Raw genomic sequence first — 20,271 nt, 5'->3', positions numbered from 1 at the left:
CAAATATAGAATAATTATAAGATTAAAATATATTTTTAGATTAATCTAAAAATATATTTATATTTGCAAAAAATAAAACAAGTGAAGTATTTTATATTATTATTTATTAGCTTAACAAGTTTCTCTTCAGGTGCCCAAAACATAACGGGAATAATAACTTCAAACAATGATGTTTTACCTTTTGTAAACATTTATGTAAAAGGGGAGAATAAAGGAGCAGTATCTAATAACAATGGTAAATTTAAAATTACAAATATAAAACCAGGAACTTATACAATTATAGCTTCCTTTACTGGGTATCAAACTCAAAAGAAAACTATTAAAATAAGTTCTAAAGATTTGATGATTAATTTTGATTTATCCGAATCAGAATTACTCGAAGAAGTTATTATTACAGGAACTCTAAAAGCTGTCTCTAGACTTGAAAGCCCTGTTCCTGTAGAAGTATACTCTCCTGCTTTTTTCAAAAAGAACCCAACTCCAAATATTTTTGAAGCCTTACAAAATGTTAATGGAGTAAGACCTCAACTAAACTGTAATGTTTGCAATACAGGAGACATTCATATTAATGGTCTTGAAGGCCCTTATACATTGGTATTAATAGACGGAATGCCAATAGTTAGTGGTTTATCTACAGTTTATGGTTTATCGGGAATACCAAATTCTTTAATTGAACAAGTAGAAGTTGTTAAAGGCCCTGCCTCATCGCTTTATGGCAGTGAAGCCGTAGGAGGATTAATCAATATTATTACCAAATTACCAGAAAACGCTCCAATATTTTTCTCAGATAATTTTATAAGTGGTTGGGGAGAATCTAATTTCGATTTAGGTTTTAAATCTCGGGTTGGTAAAAAAGCAGATGTTTTAGTTGGTGCAAATTATTACAAATACTCAAATGCTATTGACAATAACAATGATAATTTTACAGATGTAACCTTACAAGATCGTATTTCTGTATTCCAAAAATGGAACTTTAAACGTAAAAATAATCGATTATTTTCAATGGCTGGTCGTTTTTTTTATGAAGATAGATGGGGCGGAGAAATGCAATGGAACAAAACCTTTAGAGGAGGAGATGAAGTGTATGGAGAAAGCATCTATACATCGCGTTATGAGTTGATTGGAAATTACCAATTACCAATTTCAGAAAAAATTAATTTTCAATTTTCATATTCAGATCATGATCAGAACTCAGTTTATGGAAACATTCCTTACTTAGCGCAACAACGCATAGGTTTTGGGCAACTTATATGGGATAAATCCTTAAAAAAACACGATTTACTTCTAGGCTTGGCTGCACGCTACAATTATTATAATGATAATACAACTGCCACTATTAATCCAGATGAGATTACCATCCCTTCTCTTTTTATTCAAGATGAAATAAAACTATCAGATAAAAACCATGTGCTTTTAGGAGCTCGATATGATTACGACAATAGGCATGGGTCTATCTTTACGCCCAGAATTGCTTACAGATACAAACCTACAGAGCATGACATTATAAGACTAAATGCAGGTACAGGATTTAGAGTTGTTAATTTATTTACTGAAGAGCATGCTGCCCTTACGGGGTCTAGAGATGTAATCATCAAAGGCGAATTAAACCCTGAGCAATCCTATAATATCAATCTTAATTATTTAAAGAAATTTTATACTAAAGGCGGACAGATCTTTACTTTTGATGCTTCTGCCTGGTATACCTATTTTACAAATGCCATTATACCAGATTACGACACTAATCCTAATCAGATTATTTATAGTAATTTAGATGGAAATTCAATAACCAAAGGACTAAGCTTAAATATTGACGCTATAATTAATAGCGGATTAAAAGCATCAATAGGCGTCACTTTTCAAGATGTATCTCAAGAAGAAAACGGTGTAAAAACCAGACAAATATTAACCGAACGTTTTACAGGTGTTTGGTCACTTTCATACAAACATTTCCCTACCAACTTAACGTTAGATTACACAGGAAATATTTATGGTCCAATGCGACTGCCAACACTTGGTAATTTAGATCCTCGTAGCGAGTATTCACCAACATGGAGTATTCAAAACATACAATTAACTTACGCTACCAAAGCAAATTTAGAATTTTATGGTGGCGTAAAAAATGTACTAAATTGGACGCCAAATGAAGGAAACCCATTTATAATTGCTCGCTCTAATGACCCATTTGATAAAAATGTACAATTTGATACTAATGGAGATGTTGTGGCAACAGCAAATAACCCTTATGCTTTAACATTCGACCCATCGTATGTTTACGCACCAAACCAAGGAAGACGATTATTTTTTGGTTTAAGATATACTTTAAACTAAATTTAACCTTTATGAGTAATTAATTAAACATGAAAAAGATAATACTAATATTTACTATTGCAATAGCAATTTTTAGTTGCAAAAACGAAAAACAAACCAACGGAAAACTTAACATAGTTACCACAACCTCAATGATAACCGATTTGGTAAAAAACATTGGTAGCGAACACATCAATTTACAAGGGTTAATGGGAAGTGGTGTAGACCCGCATTTATATAAAGCTAGCGAAGGCGATGTAACCAAGCTATCAAGCGCAGATATTATTTTTTATAATGGTCTACATCTAGAAGGCAAATTGGTTGAAGTTTTCGAAAAAATGAAAAACATAAAAACCATTGCCATTGGAGATGCTTTAGACAAAAACACACTAATAGGCTCTGACTATTTCGCATCAAATTACGATCCACATATTTGGTTCAATATTGATTATTGGATGCAAGCCACACAGTTTGTAACCAAAAAACTTTCAGAAGCCATTCCAGAACACAAAGCCGTTTTCGAAGCCAATGGAGCAGCCTATACAAAACAACTAGAAAGCTTAAAAACAAAATTAACAGCAACCATAGAAACACTCCCAAAAGAACAACGCATATTAGTAACAGCACACGATGCCTTTAACTATTTCGGAAAAGCATTCAATTTTGAAGTTGTTGGTCTGCAAGGCCTTTCAACAGCAACCGAAGCAGGCGTTCAAGATGTTCAAAAACTATCTGCTTTTATCATAGAAAAGAAAGTAAAAGCTATTTTTATAGAAAGTTCAGTACCAAAACGTACCATAGAAGCGTTGCAGGCGGCTGTAAATTCAAAAGGCCACAACGTCATCATAGGTGGCTCATTATATTCTGATGCGCTTGGAAATGCAGGAACTATCGAAGGCACATACATAGGTATGTTCGAATACAATGTGAATACCATTGTAAATGCTTTAAAGTAAAATTATTTGAAGCTATTTCCTGCTATCCGCTGTATCTTTTTTGAGAAAAACAAAAAAGGATGCCGCTTCTATCAGGGCTAGATTATCAGCTATAGTAAGTTCTCGTTCAACGAACCTGGAATGAATTTGATAATTAAGAGTTAAGAAAATTAAAAGTAAATTTGATTAAACAAAGAAATAAATAGAAAGTCAACACCCAAATTCCGATACAATCGGAATCATCAATCTGCAGAAATAATGAGCGAAGAAACAAAACTGCGATGCGCAGCATCAAGCATGAAGTTTCGAAAGCGAATGGTGCTTTAGCAATTTCATCAGATTGATATGATTTTTTGGTTCGTTTTGTATCAACGCAAAATGAACAAATAAAATAAAAGTCAATATGGCAAAAAACACAAATAATAAACAAAAAGAGACACCTGACTCCATAGGTGCTATTGCCGTAAAAGTAGACGATTTAACTGTAGCCTATAACTATAAACCCGTACTCTGGGATATCGATTTAGAAATTCCAGAAGGCGTCCTTATGGCTATTGTAGGACCTAATGGCGCAGGTAAATCAACATTAATCAAATCTATTTTAGGTATTTTAAATCCTATTGCCGGAAGCGTAGAAATTTTTGGCAAACCCTACGAAAAACAGCGCCAAATAGTAGCATACGTACCACAAAAAGGAAGTGTAGATTGGGATTTCCCAACTACAGCCTTAGACGTTGTAAAAATGGGCACTTACGGAAGTTTAGGCTGGATAAAACGCCCTGGGCAAAAAGAAAAAAAAGCAGCTCTTGAAGCACTTGAAAAAGTTGGCATGTTACCCTTTAAAAACCGACAAATAAGTCAGCTCTCAGGCGGACAACAACAACGCATTTTCTTAGCTAGAGCTTTGGTTCAAAACGCTTCTATTTATTTTATGGATGAGCCTTTTCAAGGTGTAGATGCCACAACCGAAATCGCCATAATCAATATTTTAAAAGAGTTGCGCAAAGCAGGAAAAACAGTAATCGTAGTACACCACGATTTACAAACCGTTCCAGAATATTTTGATTGGGTAACCTTTCTAAACGTGAAAAAGATTGCTACTGGCCCTGTTAAAGATATTTTTAATGATGATAACTTAACAAAGACTTATGGTATTAACTATAAAGTAAGTATACAGGAATGAAAGCACTTTTGGTAATCGATATGCAAAAAGGGTCTTTTACATCTAAGACTCCGAGATATGACACAAATGGTATAATCCAAAGAATAAATAAAATTGCTGCCGTATTTCGCGCTAAAAACTTACCTGTAATCTATATTCAACATGATGGAACTGGAACTGGAGAATTTGAAAAAGAATCTATTGAATGGGAAAACTTAAATGATTTAATGGTAAAACAAAACGATATTCTAATTGATAAATATGCTAATGATGTTTTTTACAAATCAAAACTGCAATCAAAACTAAATAAATTACAAGTATCGGAATTAATAATTACGGGTTGTGCAACAGATTTCTGTGTTGAATCTACAGTACAATCAGCATTAACTAAAGACTACAACATTACAGTTGTAAAAGATGGACACACAACAGGCGAAAGACCTTCTTTAAAAGCTAAAGAAGTAATTGACCACTATAATTGGGTTTGGAAAAATATGATTCCCACAAAAGGCAAGGTAGAAGTTAAAACAACCGATGAGATAATTAATAAACTTTAATAATATCGATATATCAGAATACATAAAACTAGTTTTTACAGACTACACCCTAAGAACCATTACTTTAGGAACTGCCATACTAGGTGCAGTAACGGGTATGCTAGGTAGTTTCGCTGTATTAAGAAAACAAAGCCTTTTGGGTGATGCCATTTCTCATGCAGCATTACCCGGAATAGCTATTGCCTTTTTAATTACTGGAGCAAAAAACAGTAATGTATTGTTATTAGGTGCGTTGGTTAGCGGACTCATAGGCACCTTTTGGATTAGAGGTATCATTAAAAAAACCCATTTAAAATCAGATACCGCTTTAGGTTTAATTCTATCCTTATTTTTTGGATTTGGTATGTTATTACTCACATTCATTCAAAAACAACCCAATGCTAATCAAGCAGGATTGGATAAATATTTATTCGGACAAGCAGCAACATTAGTAGAAAGTGATGTTTGGATGATGGCCATCGTAACAGGAGCTTGTTTATTTGTATTGCTTTTATTTTGGAAAGAATTTAAAATTCTGCTTTTTGATGCAGATTATACCAAAACACTAGGTTTCAATACCAAGTTTATTGATATTTTAATCACATCATTTATTGTATTAGCCATTGTTTTAGGTTTACAAACTGTAGGCGTAGTTTTAATGAGTGCCATGTTATTAGCACCGGCAGCAGCGGCAAGACAATGGACAAATAGCTTATCTGTTATGGTCTTTTTAGCAGCTATTTTTGGGGCATTTTCAGGCGTTTTTGGCACAGCAATAAGTGCCAGTCAAAATAATTTATCTACAGGGCCAGTCATTGTTATTGTTGCAGGTGTTTTTGTTATTTTTTCTTTTATTTTTTCCCCAAGTCGCGGTTTATTGTTTAAACAAATCCGTTTTATAAAAAACCGCCGTGATTTAAAACTGCAAAAAACACTTTCGTTTATGTTTCATATTGCAGAAACTCACGAAAACATATCACATCCTCATGCCATTAAAATCTTAAATAATTTTCAAGGTTATACAAAAACAACTTTGCAAAAATTAGTTCAAAAAAATTATGTAAAACTAGATGGTGCCATGTGGAGTTTAACTGATGAAGGCTTTAAAACCGCATCCAATTTGTACAACCAACAAAACGAAAACAATGAGTAATGCACAAATAGAAATACAGCTTATTGCGAGTTTGGTTGCTATAGCTTGTGCTATTCCGGGGACGTTTTTGGTGCTCAGAAAAATGGCGATGATTAGTGATGCCATTAGCCATTCTATTTTACCCGGTATTGTTATTGGCTTTTTTATCACTCAGGATTTAAATTCTCCTTTACTTATTTTTTTGGCTGCAATTACAGGAATTATTACAGTTGTTTTAGTAGAATATATTCAAAAAACAGGCTTAGTAAAAGAAGATACCGCCATTGGACTGGTGTTCCCAATTCTATTTAGTATTGGAGTGATTATGATAGCCAAAAATGCTAATGATGTTCATTTAGATGTTGATGCTGTTTTATTAGGCGAATTAGCGTTTGCACCTTTTGATAGACTTATCATTTCGGGCATTGATGTAGGACCAAAATCATTATGGATTATTGGAAGTATTTTAATTATTACCGTAGGTTTATTAATAGCATTCTTTAAAGAATTAAAAGTAAGCACCTTTGATGCTGGTTTAGCTGCATCTTTAGGATTTTCGCCTACAGTTATTCATTACGGACTAATGTCTGTGTCATCCATAACCACCGTGGGTGCTTTTGATGCTGTTGGTGCTATTTTGGTAGTCGCCTTAATGATTGCACCTGCTGCAACAGCCTATTTATTAACTAATGATTTAAAACGCATGCTTATATATTCCATAAGTTTTGGAATATTTAGTGCTATTTCTGGGTATTGGTTAGCTCATTGGTTGGATGCTTCCATTGCTGGATCAATCACAACTATGTTAGGATTATTGTTCTTAAGCGTGTATTTATTTGCGCCAAATAAAGGCGTTATTGCTGTTATGTATCGTGAAAAACAACAACGTACAGAAGTCTCACTATTAACGTTTTTGCTTCATTTAAAAAACCATACCGAAGAACGTGAACGTCATGTAAACCACCTCAACGAACACATTAATTGGCAAAAAGTACGTTCAAAAACCGTTTTAGATTTAGCTTTAAAAAACAATATGATTCAATTTAATAAAAACATTGTATCATTAACTGAAAAAGGTGAAGATTTCACGTCTCAAGCTATTGATTATATTATTACCAATGAAGACGGTAAAATTGAACACATGAAAGACGATTTCTTTTTGTTTAGGGGGTAACTTTAGTATCTTTATTGTGGCTATAATCTTAAACACTAGCCATTATGAAAAGTATTCTTCTCTTTTTTATTTTAATTTTCTGTCTTATTTCTTGTGACAACAAAGAAAAATATAACGGCAAATGGTCACTTGATATATTCCAATCAAATAACAATGAACAAGAAACTCCATCCCATTTTCATATTGAAAATAATTCTATTAAATTTAATTATTGGAGTTTTAATCATTCACATAAGTTTTCTTTAAAAATTGAAAACAATCAGTTTTTATTCAATAACTGGGCTATCAAAACTAATATCATTAAAGACACTCTTTTATTACACAATTCGTTTTATGTAAGAGATAATAATGATAGTATATATAACTGGTTATATGACAAACCTATAACCGAAATTGAGGTACCTAAACTAAATTCAGATTACTTTAAATTCGATAATCTAAATTATAAAGATTCAAGGTATTATATATTATTTGGAAAACGTACGGACAATAATAAATTCAGTTTACAGTTGAATGATAAATATGCTGAAATAAACGATTTACCTGCATTCATAAATAACGAAAGAGCTTCTGAAAGGCATGAATTAATCCCCTTCTATTCAACCTATTTATTTGCAGATAAGTCAACTCCAATGAAATACATTGAAGACATATTTTTCGAACATAAGAAAATCAATCAACTAAAAATATGTCTTATTAATAATATCCTGTTGAAATATAATGATTCACTTGGTTTGTATTACAAATATGAAAAGTTAACAAAAAGACTTCCTCCATTTAGAGAAAATGACAATTATCACAGTAATACTTCAGCTAATAAATATCAGACACCACCTCCACCGCCTCTATTATATTATTCAGATTTAAACAATGAAAAACCAAACATAAAATTAATCCTATTAAAAAATAATACCATTTATTTTAATGATACGATTGTTGAAACTAATCATTTGAAAAACCTTATCAAACCTTGGATTGAAGATAATAACACCCTTTTAAACCTTTATGATTTAGAATCTAATTATTTTAGTTTCTTAGAAATGAACGCCATAATCAATTCAGTATATCAAGAAGTAAGAGAAGAAAAATCAAAAATAAAATTCAATAAAATCTTAAGTGAACTAAATCGAGAAGAACTTACTGAAATAAAGATTGAAACACCAATAATCCATATCTGGGATTATTCAATCCCACATTTCAATCGCATAGTTGAAAAAGGAAACTCTTTTTATGGACTAGAAGTAACGCATATCGAATAACGTTAATACAATCAACAATGCCGTCCCTCCTTCTGAAGGACAAAAAATCATAATATTGTAAAATGGCACAACACAACGAGCTAGGTAAAAAAGGTGAACAATTAGCAGTAGATTTTCTTCTGAAAAACAACTATGAAATTGTAGAACGAAACTACCGTTTCGAAAAAGCAGAAGTTGATATTATAGCTCAAAAAGGAGATATTCTTGCTATTGTTGAAGTAAAAACACGCTCGACTACCGATTTTGGAGACCCACAAGATTTTGTAAAACCAAAACAGATTCAACGCTTAGTTAAAGCTGTTGATGAATATGTAACAGTAAACGATTTAAATGTTGAAGTGCGCTTTGATATTATAGCTATTGTAAAAGAAGGTAAAGGTTTTAATATCGAGCATTTAGAAAATGCTTTTTATCACTTCTAATGGCATATTATTTCGTTTCAAAGTACTCCTTCAACACATCAAAGTCCAAAGGTTTTACAACGATTTTCTTGTCTTTGTCTAACACAAAATAGGTTGGTGTAGAAGTAACACCGTATGCATCTCCTATTTCATTATCCCATTTTCCCTCCCCATAAACATGAATAAATTCTGGGTAGTCATAGGTTAAATTTTTCCAGCCATATGGTTCATCTTCTAAACCAATAGCTACAACTTGTACTTTGTTTTCTTCTAAAGAATTTACAAACTTTTGTAACTGCGGTACCTCATCCAAACAATGTGAACATGTGCTACTCCAAAAAACAATAACATAATTTTCAGCACCTTTTAATTCGGTTAACTTCTTTGTTATTACTTTGTCTTTTTCTTTTATTTCAACATCAAAATCGGGGGCAACAGTCCCTTTTGAAAGGTTTTGATACAATATTAATGACTGTAAAAGTTCTTGGTCGTTAAGATTAACTGCCACATCCATTAAGTAATTCTCGGCAATATAATTTGACACAGACTCATGTTTTAAATCGGCCATCTGTTGCCATAAATCGAATAATAAAATACGCTGAACCTCTTCTGGAGCCATTTTCATCTGGCTATAAACCACATCAATGTTTTCTTTATAATTTTCTAATTCATCCTTAGAACCTGAAGACATTCCAAAAACATAATTAAGCATACGCTCCTCTAAAAAATTAGAACTTTGAAGTATAGAATCATTAAAATCAACATAATCAAAATAATGCTTTTTTAAATAATTGATATAGGTATTTACATCTACAATCTTTTTTGGAATATAGGGCTTATTGGCTTTTATAAAAGCTAGTGCTCTTGTGTTTTTAGCTAATTTCTCAAAACTTTCTTGTGTTTCTTTCTGTGTTTTAAAAATAGCTTTCAAAGCCATGGTATCTTTACTTTCTTGACTAAAATAATTACCAATACTTTGGGTTACCATAGACATACTATTGGTATAAGATGCCAATAATTTATTTTCATTAGATTTTTTAAATTCTACACCCGTTTCCGAATTAAATACTAGTTCAATATCTTCTTTGCCGTTATAAATAATATCAAAATTATAATCTTCTTGGGGCACAGCGTATACTAAACGATACGTGCCCTTTGTATTGGTTGAATCTAATTTAAATTCGAAACTCCCATCCTCTCCAATTTCAGCATTTGTAACATAGTCCGACATGGTAGGATTCACTTTATATAATAATGCAAAATTGTACTCTTTCGCTGGAGAAAAAGTGCCTTTTATTGTATGTTGTGCTAAAAGCAAACTAGGAAGCAAAAGTACAGTGAAAAATAAGCGTTTCATTTATTTAATTTATTCTTTAATTAAAAATCAATAATCAAGCCACAATAGGTTTTAATACCGCTAAAGCTTGTTTTACAGTTTTTATGTTTTCAAATGTTAGCATTAAACGTAAACCATTTCGAGTTTGTTTTTCCTTCATCTTACAAATACTTGAATTTTTTTGTACAAATTGCAGCACTTTAGTAAAACTTGGGCTCTGGTAAAAACTACTTTGCTGGTCGTTAATAAAATAACCGATTAGCTTTCCTTGTTTCATTATGATTTTTTCAAAACCAATTTTAGTGGCTAACCACTTTATTTGGACACTATTTAACAAATCGGTCACTTGTTTTGGTAATTCTCCAAAACGGTCAATTAGTTCTGTTTCAAAAGTATATAATTCTTCTTCGGTTTTCAAGCTGTTTAATTGTGTATATAAACTTAATCGTTCTGCTATATTATTTACGTAACTATCTGGGAATAAGAGTTCAAAATCAGAATCAATGGTCACATCTTTAACATACACTTTGTTGGCTTCATCTTCATTATACAAATCCTTAAACTCATTTTCCTTGAGTTCTTCAATCGCTTCATTTAAAATTTTTTGATAGGTATCGAAACCTATTTCATTAATAAATCCACTTTGTTCTCCTCCTAATAAATCCCCTGCGCCGCGGATCTCTAAATCCTTCATCGCAATATTAAAACCACTACCTAGTTCTGTAAATTGTTCTAAAGCTGTAATACGTTTTCTAGCATCATCAGTCATTGCTGAGTATTCTGGCGTAATAAAATAGCAGAAAGCTTTCTTATTGCTTCTCCCAACGCGACCACGCATTTGATGTAAATCGCTCAAGCCAAAATTATTGGCATTATTTATAAAAATGGTGTTTGCATTTGGCACATCCAATCCGCTTTCTACAATGGTTGTACTTACCAAAACATCAAAAGCGCCATCCATAAACTGAAGCATAAGCTGTTCTAGTTTTTTTCCTTCCATTTGCCCATGACCAATGCCGATTTTAGCATCAGGCACTAAACGCTGGAGCATGCCTGCTACTTCCTTAATATTCTCAATACGATTATGTATGAAGAATATTTGACCGCCACGTTGAATCTCGTAACTCACAGCATCACGAATAGTTTCTTCGCTAAAACGAATAACGTTACTTTCAATAGGGTATCGGTTTGGCGGAGGCGTGGTTATTACCGATAAATCTCGCGCTGCCATTAAACTAAACTGTAATGTCCTTGGGATTGGAGTTGCGGTTAAGGTTAATACATCTACATTATCTTTTATAGTCTTGAGTTTTTCTTTTACTGCTACGCCGAATTTTTGCTCTTCATCAACAATCAGCAATCCTAAATCTTTAAACTTTACCTTTTTATTGACGAGTTGATGTGTACCAATTATGATATCGACCTTACCTTGTTCTAAACCCTCTAAAGTTTCACGTTTTTCTTTGGCTGTTCTAAATCGGTTAACATAATCTACAGTTACCGGGAAATCTTTTAAACGTTCCTTAAATGTTCTGGAATGTTGATATGCCAAAATAGTGGTTGGAACTAAGACTGCTACTTGTTTTCCATTATCTACAGCCTTGAATGCCGCACGAATAGCTACTTCGGTTTTACCGAAACCTACATCGCCACAAATAAGTCTATCCATAGGGCGTTCGCTTTCCATGTCTACTTTAATATCTGCAGTTGCTGTACTTTGATCGGGTGTGTCCTCGTAAATAAATGAGGCTTCCAACTCGTGTTGCATGTAACTATCTGGATTGTACTGATAGCCTTTTTCGGTTTTACGTTTAGCATAGAGTTTTATAAGATTGAAAGCAACATGCTTAACACGAGATTTTGTTTTCTCTTTAAGCGTTTTCCATGCTTTACTTCCAAGTTTATAAACTTTTGGTGGCTTGCCATCTTTTCCATTAAACTTAGTAATTTTATGAAGCGAATGAATACTTAAATACAGTACATCCCGCTCTCCGTAAACCAATTTTATGGCTTCTTGTTTTTTACCTTCTACGTCTATTTTCTGAAGTCCACCAAAACGCCCAATGCCATGGTCGATATGCGTTACATAGTCACCAATATCTAAATTGGTCAACTCTTTTAAGGTAATGGCTTGCTTTTTAGCATAACCATTTTTAAGATGAAACTTATGATAACGCTCAAAGATTTGATGGTCGGTATAGCACACTATTTTACTATCGTGGTCTATAAACCCTTGATGTAAGGATAAAATAATCGTGTTATATGGTGCTACTTCTAAATTTGAGTCATCAAAAATATCGTGAAATCGTTTGGCTTGTTGTTCGCTTACACAGGAAATATAATTGGTATAACCTTTATTATGGTTGCCATTTAAATCTTCAATTAACAGGTTGAATTGTTTGTTGAATGCGGGTTGAGGGGTTGTATTGAATGTTATTGTTTGAGATTCTTCGCTTTGCTCTGAATGACAAAAGACACTTTGTGTTCCAAACTCGACAATTGAAAAGTCGAGTAATTGCTTTTTTAACAATGTTGCATCACAAAACAACTCATGCGGCTCGGCATGTTTTATATCTTCTGAAAGTGCTTTGAAAGCGTATTCGGCTTTATTATAAAAATCATCAATTCTTGAAAATAGTAAATCAGCATTTTTTAAACACACTACCGTTTTTTGGGCAATATATTTTAAGAAACTTTGTCGGCTTTCTTGTAATAATTTATTGGCAACATTGGGGATAATATTGATTTTTTTAATCTGCTCGATAGATAGTTGTGTTTCCACATCGAACGTTCTGATGCTATCTACCTCATCGCCAAAAAACTCAATTCGGTAAGGTTGGTCATGCGAAAATGAAAACACATCTACTATACCTCCACGCACTGAAAACTCACCAGGTTCGGTTACAAAATCTACTCGTTTGAATTGGTATTCGAACAAAACTTCGTTTACGAAATCAATCGAAACCTTATCATTGACACCAACTTTTAGTGTGTGACGTTCTAGCTCTTTTCTGGTAACTACTTGCTCAAAAAGGGCATCCGGATATGTAACAATAATTGCTGGCTTTTTTTGAGAGTTTATGCGGTTTAAAACCTCGGCACGTAATAATACGTTTGCATTATCGGTTTCTTCTATTTCGTAAGGTCTTCTGTAACTTCCTGGATAGAATAACACATCTTTATCATTTAACAATTGTTCTAAATCATTAAGATAATGTGCAGCTTCTTCTTTATCGTTAAAAACTAGTAAAAAAGGCTTTTCAGCTGCTTTAAACAAGGTAGAAATTACAAAGGAAAACGAAGAGCCTACAAGGCCTTTTACATGTGTTTTTGCTTCAGTTTGTGCAATAGTATTTTGCAGATTTTGCGTTTGCAAAGCCTGTAAATAGGTTTGAGAGATACTCGTTTTACTCACCTAATTCTGTTTTACGAATGCAAATATAAGGTTTCGGATTATTCTTTTATTGTTTAGTTAAGAATTCATAAATGTTTCTCTAAATTAGTTTTGTAAAACTGAATTTAAAATTATGACAAATAAACCATTAACAATCGTAGCTAAAATTTTGGCTAAAGATGAACATAGAGATTTAGTGAAAAGTGAATTATTAAAACTTATTGACATTACAAAAGCTGAAAAAGGCTGTGTTAATTATGATTTACACCAAGATAATGCCAACAAAAATTTATTTCTATTTTATGAAAACTGGGAAAGTAGAGCCTTATGGCAGCAACATATGGAAAATACTCATTTAGCTGAATACGTGAAAGCTACTGATGGCGCTGTTGAAGAATTTACTTTAAATGAAATGACTAGAATGGGTTGAACTTTAAATAAAACCTTAGTGTTTAATTTTGAATGCTGCACTTGCGTTAAGGATTGAGGCATTTGTTGAAGCTCTTTTTGTGTTGTTGCACCTATGCAACACAAAAAAGCGACTGCCGAAAGCCTGACCCTTGGGTAACGCTCAAAAAATTAAAACTTTCAGCTTAAAATCTTAAAAAAAATATGTAGGTTTGTAGCACTAAAAAAAGAAAAATATATGTCGTTTTCAGATTTATTTGATAGTGGTTTTAAAAGGCGAAATGAAAGTCATTTTGCAGCGATAGTAAGAGTAGCTATGGCTGATGGAGTTATTACTCCAGAAGAGCAAACGTTTTTAGACCGTTTAGCACAAAGATTGGAGATTAGTGAAGGAGATTATAAGGCTATTTTAAAGAATTTTAATTCCCAACCAATAAATCCACCTGTTTCTTATGATAACCGTTTAGAACGTTTATATGATTTAGTGCGTATGATTCATGTTGACACGATTAAGGGTGACCCTGAAATGTTACTTTTAAAGAAAATTGGAGTTGGACTTGGTTTTCATGCAGTAAACGTAAAATATATAATTGACAAAGCCTTAACACTAGTTAATAACGGTGTGGATTTGGACACTTTTATGGATGAAATAAAGAATATGAATAGATAAGAAACTATTTTAAATTTATATAATTCTAAAAGCACTTAAGAAATTGGGTGCTTTTTTATTTATCAAAAGTCTTAAATATTAACGCTGATAAATAAAAAATATAGGTTATTAAAGCTATTAAGTAGCCCGAAATGACTTACCAAAGGAACTACACTTGAATTGATATTTTCTATATTTGGCACCTTATGAACGATTATTTTAAATCTGTTATTTTACAGAACACTGGCGCATCTTCCTTAGTTGAAAAAGAAATCATTCAAGAATTATGGAGTGGTTATGGTAAAATTATTCGAGTTGCATTAGAAAATTCCGATTTAGAAAGTGTAGTTGTAAAACATGTGCAATTACCTAAAAGTCATAATCACCCAAGAGGATGGCATACAGATATTGGGCACCAAAGAAAACTAAAATCTTATGAGGTAGAAACCAATTGGTATAGGCAATATAGCAAACACGGTATGGCACGCTTACCAAAATGTTTTGCTATTGAAAACAAACATGATGAAACATTAATAGTTCTTGAAGATTTAGATAAAGCAGGTTTTCCATTACGAAAGCAAAACGTGGAATGGGAAGATATAGACAGTTGCTTAGAATGGTTGGCACAATTTCATGCAAGTTTTTTGGGAAAAACACCTAACGGACTATGGGACGTTGGCACCTATTGGCATTTAGAAACCAGACCGCAAGAACTAGATGTTTTAGAAGATAAAACCTTAAAAAACGCTGCGGCTGCAATTGATAAAAAACTGAATAACTGCAACTTTAAAACATTTGTGCATGGCGATGCAAAATTGGCAAACTTTTGTTTTTCTGAAAACGGAGAAGTAGCTGGTGTAGATTTTCAATATGTAGGTGGCGGTTGTGGAATGAAAGATGTGGTCTATTTTATTGGAAGTTGCCTCAATGAAAGTGATTGCGAACGCTTAGAATCTCAAATATTAGATACCTATTTTTCGCATTTACACAAAGCGCTTGGTGCAATAAATGAAGCCCTTGAAAATGACTGGCGACCATTATACCATGTAGCTTGGGCAGATTTTCATCGGTTTTTAAAAGGCTGGAGCCCCGGCCATTGGAAAATTAACAGTTATAGCGAACGTATAACAACTGAAGTCATTAAAAATCTACAATAGTGGACTTACAACATTTAACAAACATAGCCATTGAGGCAGCGCTTTCTGCTGGAAATATTATTCAAAAACACATGAATACCGATGTTGTAGTTGAGCAAAAAGAAGGTGGTTCTACTTATGCCTCTCAAGTAGTAACCAAAGTAGATAGAGCATGTGAAACTATTATTTTATCACATTTAAAACCAACATGCAAAACTTTTGATATTGGTTTATTATCCGAAGAAACAGAAGATGATAAAAGCAGATTTGAAAAAGATGCCTTTTGGTGTATAGACCCTTTAGATGGCACATTAGCTTTTATTAACAAACAACCCGGGTTTTCTGTATCTATTGCCTTAACTGCTAAAGACGGAACGCCTTTAATTGGTGTTGTGTTTAACCCAAGCACCCAAACATTATATCATGCAATAAAGAGCAACGGTGCTTATAAAAACAACAATCCTTGGAACATTAAAAACACTAATGACTACCTAACTTACCTAACCGATAAAAAACTAAAAGACACACCAAAGTCTACCGAAATACAAAAGATACTTAACAGACATCAAGCTAATTTAGGATTAAAAAACATTAAAGAAATATCTGGAAAAGGAGCTGTAATGTGTGCCATTTCAGTTTTAGAAAACGGACCTGCATGTTTTTTGAAATTTCCAAAAAAAGAATTAGGTGGCGGTAGTATTTGGGATTATGCAGCTACAGCTTGTATATACACCGAACTCGGTTTACTTGCAACAGATTTTAATGGCGAACCATTAGATTTAAATAAAAAGGATGGCACGTTTATGAATGAGAAGGGCGTTTATTATAACAACTTCATATTATAAAATTAAATCCAATGCTTATAATACATTACTGCCTTCGTAGGAATGAAAAATCACTTTATTTATGCAATTTTAACTGAATACGCTTTCGCGGAATATCAACCTCCAAAACTTTTACTATAATTTGCTGATGTAAATGCACGTGTTCGTTCACATCTTTTACAAAACTGTCTGATAGGTTAGAGACATGAATTAATCCACTTTCTTTAATACCTACATCTACAAAACAACCAAAATTGGTAATATTATTGACGATTCCTGGAAGTAATTGTCCTTCTCGCAAATCATTAATCGTTTTTATATTTTGATTGAAAGTAAATACTTTGGCTTGCTCACGAATATCTAAACCTGGTTTTTCTAGTTCTTTAATAATGTCTTCTAGGGTTAATAAACCTACCGAATCCGTACAATACGTTTTCAAGTTTAATTTTTGAAGTAGGTCTTTATTTCCAATTAAATCTTCTACTGATTTCCCTAAGTCTTTTGCCATTTTAGTTACAATCGAGTAACTTTCTGGGTGAACCGCAGAATCATCCAACGGGTTTTTAGCATCTTTAATTCTTAAAAAAGCGGCACCTTGTTCAAAAGCTTTTCCGCCTAAACGGGGTACTTTTTTTATGTCGCTTCTACTTTTAAAAACACCATTTTCATTTCTATAATTAAAAATATTTTCTGCAAGTTTGGGACCAATACCAGATACATAACTCAAAAGCGATTTACTTGCCGTATTAATATTTACGCCAACAGCATTTACGCAATTTTCAACCACAACATCCAATTGTTTTTGAAGTTTAGTTTGGTCGACATCATGCTGATATTGTCCAACACCTATAGACTTAGCATCAATTTTTACGAGTTCAGCCAACGGGTCTTGTAATCGGCGACCAATAGATACCGAGCCACGAACTGTAACATCATAATCTGGAAATTCTTCTCTAGCTATTTTAGATGCCGAATAAATACTAGCACCCGCTTCACTTACCACAAAAACCTGTACATCATTTTTAAAATGTACTTTTCTAATTAAAGCTTCGGTTTCTCTGGATGCGGTTCCGTTTCCAATGGCGATAGCTTCAATTTTATAGGCATCACAAAGTGAACTTATTTTTTTCATTGCGCCGATACTATCACTTTTTGGCGGATGTGGATAAATAGTTTCGTTATATTTTAATTGCCCTTGAGCATCTAAACAAACTACTTTACAACCTGTTCTAAATCCGGGGTCTATAGCTAAAACGCGTTTTTCACCCAAAGGCGAACCTAATAATAATTGCTTTAAGTTTTTAGCGAATACACTTATGGCAGATTCATCAGCTTTATCTTTTGCTATTTGTAATGCTTCATTGCTTAACGATGGCAACAATAAGCGTTTGTAAGCATCTTTAGTAGCAATTTCAATTTGTTCCGCGCAAGCGTTATTACTTTTTATGATACGTCTTTCAATATTATCTAGCGCTCTATCATTATCAATTTCAATTTTTACACGAATAAACCCTTCTTTTTCAGCTCTTAAAATAGCTAACAAACGGTGTGATGGTATTCTGCTCAGGTTTTCTTCCCAATCAAAATAATCTCTAAATTTTTGCGCGTTCTCTTCTTCAGCTTTTGTTTTTATCACTTTTGTAGAAATCATCGCAAAACGCTCCAATTGTCGACGGATATTATTTCGAATATCGGTACGTTCGTTTATCCATTCTGCAATAATATGCCTTGCGCCTTCTAAAGCATCTTCAAAAGAGAGCACGTCTCCTTTTACATATTTAAACGCAATAGATTCTAAATCGTTTGCATTTTGAGACATGATAATTTTCGCCAAAGGTTCTAAACCGTTTTGTCTCGCTTTTTCAGCTTTAGTTTTTCTGCTTTTTTTATAGGGTAAGTAGATATCTTCAAGGGCTGTTACATCTTGAGTCGACTCAATTTTTTGTTTTAATTCTGAAGTTAAAACATCTTGTTCTTCTAAAGCTTTTAAAATGGCTTTTTTTCGCTTTTCTAAAGCTTCAAACTGTTCTTTATACTTTACAATATCAGCTATTTGAACCTCATCTAAATTCCCTGTACGCTCTTTTCTATAACGCGAAATAAAAGGAATAGTACAGTCTTCATTCAATAATTCAATTGTGTTTTTTACAGATTGTTCAGGGAGTTTTGTATGTTGAATTATATACTTTATCATGTTGATTGAAGCTCTAAATTTTATTCAAAACTAATTAATTTTGAAGGTTTTTTAACCAAAAAAACCTGTCAGGTTTTGAAAACCTGACAGGTTTGGATTTTTATTTTTAATAAAGCTTAAGCCACTTTCTTAATCAAATCAAAACAAGGGCACTTTTTACAACGCTTATTCTCACCCTTTTTAAATTTTTTACAGCAACTCGTTTTTACTTTTTCAGGGAGCTCTATCCCTAACTTTCGTAATTTATTAATTCTATTTTTTTTCTTCTTTTTACCCATAGTAGAATGAAATATTCAAACCTTTGGTAAAAATAAGTTATTTTTATTAAATCTAAATAAGCTTAATTGTTAAAATTACTCAGGAGTATTAATTGCTGCCGTAGTTACTGTTAAATTTTCAATATCTCTATCGAATAAGTACAAACCACCTTTGTCATCACCTATCATATTTATTTTATCTAAAATGGTACGCGCTACAGCCTCTTCTTCTATTTGTTCAGCAACATACCATTGTAAAAAGTTATGTGTTGCATAATCTTTTTCCTGAAGAGATATATGAACTAACTCATTAATACTCTGAGATACAAATACCTCATGATCAAAAAGCTTTTCAAACATTTCTTTAAAAGAGTTAAAAGTTACATTTGGGGCTTTCAATTGTGAGATTTTTGCATGTCCACCTCGCTCGTTAACAAACTTAACAAGTTTCAACATGTGTTCGCGTTCTTCATCGCTTTGTGCATACATGAAATTTGCCACACCTTCCAAACCTTTTACCTCAGCCCAACATGCCATAGCTAAGTAGATTTGAGATGATTCTGCTTCAACTCTTATTTGATTATTTAGCGCCTCTTGAATATTTTTTGATAACATAATATTTAGTTTTATGTAAAGTTAAAAATTTACCTGTTCTATTCTTAATTATATCCATAAAAAAAGCTATTCTAATATTAGAATAGCCTTTAATGATTTATTAGATAATCCTTACTATAAACTACTGTACTGTAAGGGTATATTGTGGTGTTGGATTTAATGGGCAGAAATACACATATTCTCCTTTTGCTAAAGTTGTTGCATTTGTTTTTTGTGTTTCTCCATCTTTAACAACTTGGGTTACGTAAGCTGTTTTAATATGGTTTTCTGGATTGCTGGCATCATCTCCTTTTTTTACTAAAACTAAACCAACTTTTTCTGCTGCATGATTATTTGCTACTTCAAATACATAAGTACCTTCACTGACAGTTAATGCTTTTTGAACAAACTCTCCTTTAGTTTGCTCTAAAGAAATTGTTTTTACCGATGCCATGGCATCCTGTGCATTTGAGTTGAATGCAAATGCTAATACTACTACTAAAATTACTATTACTTTTTTCATTGTTTTAAATTATTTTGAGCTTTTGCTCTGATTATTGATTATTTATTTGT

At 32.7% G+C, this 20,271-nt stretch carries 17 protein-coding genes; 12 read left to right on the top strand and 5 right to left on the bottom strand.

Translation table 11 applies throughout. The annotated features are described in order from the left end of the window. The first annotated feature begins 81 nt into the window (after positions 1-81). The 8 genes from Q0870_RS12435 (at position 82) to Q0870_RS12400 (ending at position 8,927) form a co-directional block, all read left to right on the top strand. On the top strand, positions 82-2,328 hold the full coding sequence (locus Q0870_RS12435) for a TonB-dependent receptor (RefSeq protein WP_298555837.1): 2,247 nt from the start codon (positions 82-84) through the stop codon (positions 2,326-2,328). Between the two features lie 29 nt (positions 2,329-2,357). Continuing rightward, positions 2,358-3,263: a zinc ABC transporter substrate-binding protein gene (locus tag Q0870_RS12430; protein ID WP_298555836.1), complete on the top strand. Its 906-nt coding sequence runs from the start codon at positions 2,358-2,360 to the stop codon at positions 3,261-3,263. 382 nt (positions 3,264-3,645) lie between these two features. Continuing rightward, a complete protein-coding gene (locus Q0870_RS12425; RefSeq protein WP_298555835.1) occupies positions 3,646-4,425 on the top strand; it encodes a metal ABC transporter ATP-binding protein in 780 nt (259 codons plus the stop codon). After that, positions 4,422-4,961 carry an isochorismatase family protein gene (locus Q0870_RS12420; RefSeq protein ID WP_298555834.1) on the top strand — a complete coding sequence of 180 codons (540 nt, stop codon included), beginning with the start codon at positions 4,422-4,424 and terminating at the stop codon, positions 4,959-4,961. The genes Q0870_RS12425 and Q0870_RS12420 overlap by 4 nt, the downstream gene beginning before the upstream one ends. 4 nt (positions 4,962-4,965) lie before the next feature. Continuing rightward, positions 4,966-6,093: a metal ABC transporter permease gene (locus tag Q0870_RS12415; protein ID WP_298555890.1), complete on the top strand. Its 1,128-nt coding sequence runs from the start codon at positions 4,966-4,968 to the stop codon at positions 6,091-6,093. Next, on the top strand, positions 6,086-7,246 hold the full coding sequence (locus Q0870_RS12410) for a metal ABC transporter permease (protein ID WP_298555833.1): 1,161 nt from the start codon (positions 6,086-6,088) through the stop codon (positions 7,244-7,246). Before Q0870_RS12415 ends, Q0870_RS12410 begins: the two co-directional genes overlap by 8 nt. A 44-nt stretch (positions 7,247-7,290) precedes the next feature. Then, complete coding sequence (locus Q0870_RS12405; RefSeq protein WP_298555832.1) at positions 7,291-8,505, top strand: hypothetical protein; 1,215 nt, start codon at positions 7,291-7,293, stop codon at positions 8,503-8,505. Positions 8,506-8,567: 62 nt separating this feature from the next. Further along, the gene (locus tag Q0870_RS12400; RefSeq protein WP_298555831.1) at positions 8,568-8,927 is read left to right on the top strand and encodes a YraN family protein; all 360 of its coding nucleotides are present in this window, start codon (positions 8,568-8,570) and stop codon (positions 8,925-8,927) included. A 7-nt stretch (positions 8,928-8,934) separates the two neighbouring features. Here Q0870_RS12400 and Q0870_RS12395 read toward each other — a convergent pair whose 3' ends face one another. Continuing rightward, positions 8,935-10,263 (bottom strand): thioredoxin-like domain-containing protein, encoded by a 1,329-nt coding sequence (locus Q0870_RS12395; protein WP_298555830.1) that lies wholly within the window; start codon positions 10,261-10,263, stop codon positions 8,935-8,937. A gap of 34 nt (positions 10,264-10,297) precedes the next feature. Continuing rightward, complete coding sequence (gene mfd / locus Q0870_RS12390) at positions 10,298-13,657, bottom strand: transcription-repair coupling factor (RefSeq protein ID WP_298555829.1); 3,360 nt, start codon at positions 13,655-13,657, stop codon at positions 10,298-10,300. Between the two features lie 112 nt (positions 13,658-13,769). Between mfd and Q0870_RS12385 the strand changes: the two genes are divergently transcribed. The 4 genes from Q0870_RS12385 (at position 13,770) to Q0870_RS12370 (ending at position 16,674) form a co-directional block, all read left to right on the top strand. After that, complete coding sequence (locus tag Q0870_RS12385) at positions 13,770-14,066, top strand: putative quinol monooxygenase (RefSeq protein ID WP_298555828.1); 297 nt, start codon at positions 13,770-13,772, stop codon at positions 14,064-14,066. Positions 14,067-14,282: 216 nt separating this feature from the next. Continuing rightward, positions 14,283-14,714, top strand: coding sequence for a TerB family tellurite resistance protein (locus Q0870_RS12380; protein WP_298555827.1), 432 nt, complete (start codon positions 14,283-14,285; stop codon positions 14,712-14,714). Between the two features lie 185 nt (positions 14,715-14,899). Then, positions 14,900-15,850, top strand: coding sequence for a phosphotransferase (locus Q0870_RS12375; protein WP_298555826.1), 951 nt, complete (start codon positions 14,900-14,902; stop codon positions 15,848-15,850). Further along, positions 15,850-16,674 (top strand): inositol monophosphatase family protein, encoded by an 825-nt coding sequence (locus tag Q0870_RS12370; RefSeq protein ID WP_298555825.1) that lies wholly within the window; start codon positions 15,850-15,852, stop codon positions 16,672-16,674. Before Q0870_RS12375 ends, Q0870_RS12370 begins: the two co-directional genes overlap by 1 nt. Positions 16,675-16,729: 55 nt before the next feature. Here the strand turns inward: Q0870_RS12370 and Q0870_RS12365 are convergent, their stop codons facing one another. The 3 genes from Q0870_RS12365 to Q0870_RS12355 all read right to left on the bottom strand — a co-directional run bounded on the left by Q0870_RS12365 (position 16,730) and on the right by Q0870_RS12355 (position 20,221). Next, the gene (locus tag Q0870_RS12365; protein WP_298555824.1) at positions 16,730-18,847 is read right to left on the bottom strand and encodes a Tex family protein; all 2,118 of its coding nucleotides are present in this window, start codon (positions 18,845-18,847) and stop codon (positions 16,730-16,732) included. Positions 18,848-19,200: 353 nt separating this feature from the next. Continuing rightward, on the bottom strand, positions 19,201-19,719 hold the full coding sequence (locus Q0870_RS12360) for a ferritin (RefSeq protein WP_298555823.1): 519 nt from the start codon (positions 19,717-19,719) through the stop codon (positions 19,201-19,203). A 121-nt stretch (positions 19,720-19,840) separates the two neighbouring features. Continuing rightward, positions 19,841-20,221, bottom strand: coding sequence for a cupredoxin domain-containing protein (locus Q0870_RS12355; protein ID WP_298555822.1), 381 nt, complete (start codon positions 20,219-20,221; stop codon positions 19,841-19,843). Positions 20,222-20,271: the final 50 nt, after the last annotated feature.

It is taken from the genome of uncultured Algibacter sp. (genome assembly GCF_947487575.1).
Classification (GTDB): domain Bacteria; phylum Bacteroidota; class Bacteroidia; order Flavobacteriales; family Flavobacteriaceae; genus Algibacter_B.
This window is presented reverse-complemented; position numbering and strand designations above follow the sequence as displayed.

Bases quoted from the DNA above. Each gene is read 5' to 3' on its own strand.
- Q0870_RS12430 (WP_298555836.1), top strand. From the start codon at position 2,358: ATGAAAAAGATAATACTAATATTTACTATTGCAATAGCAATTTTTAGT.
- Q0870_RS12425 (WP_298555835.1), top strand. From the start codon at position 3,646: ATGGCAAAAAACACAAATAATAAACAAAAAGAGACACCTGACTCCATA.
- Q0870_RS12420 (WP_298555834.1), top strand. From the start codon at position 4,422: ATGAAAGCACTTTTGGTAATCGATATGCAAAAAGGGTCTTTTACATCT.
- Q0870_RS12410 (WP_298555833.1), top strand. From the start codon at position 6,086: ATGAGTAATGCACAAATAGAAATACAGCTTATTGCGAGTTTGGTTGCT.
- Q0870_RS12405 (WP_298555832.1), top strand. From the start codon at position 7,291: ATGAAAAGTATTCTTCTCTTTTTTATTTTAATTTTCTGTCTTATTTCT.
- Q0870_RS12400 (WP_298555831.1), top strand. From the start codon at position 8,568: ATGGCACAACACAACGAGCTAGGTAAAAAAGGTGAACAATTAGCAGTA.
- Q0870_RS12395 (WP_298555830.1), bottom strand. From the start codon at position 10,263: ATGAAACGCTTATTTTTCACTGTACTTTTGCTTCCTAGTTTGCTTTTA.
- Q0870_RS12385 (WP_298555828.1), top strand. From the start codon at position 13,770: ATGACAAATAAACCATTAACAATCGTAGCTAAAATTTTGGCTAAAGAT.
- Q0870_RS12380 (WP_298555827.1), top strand. From the start codon at position 14,283: ATGTCGTTTTCAGATTTATTTGATAGTGGTTTTAAAAGGCGAAATGAA.
- Q0870_RS12375 (WP_298555826.1), top strand. From the start codon at position 14,900: ATGAACGATTATTTTAAATCTGTTATTTTACAGAACACTGGCGCATCT.
- Q0870_RS12365 (WP_298555824.1), bottom strand. From the start codon at position 18,847: ATGATAAAGTATATAATTCAACATACAAAACTCCCTGAACAATCTGTA.
- Q0870_RS12360 (WP_298555823.1), bottom strand. From the start codon at position 19,719: ATGTTATCAAAAAATATTCAAGAGGCGCTAAATAATCAAATAAGAGTT.
- Q0870_RS12355 (WP_298555822.1), bottom strand. From the start codon at position 20,221: ATGAAAAAAGTAATAGTAATTTTAGTAGTAGTATTAGCATTTGCATTC.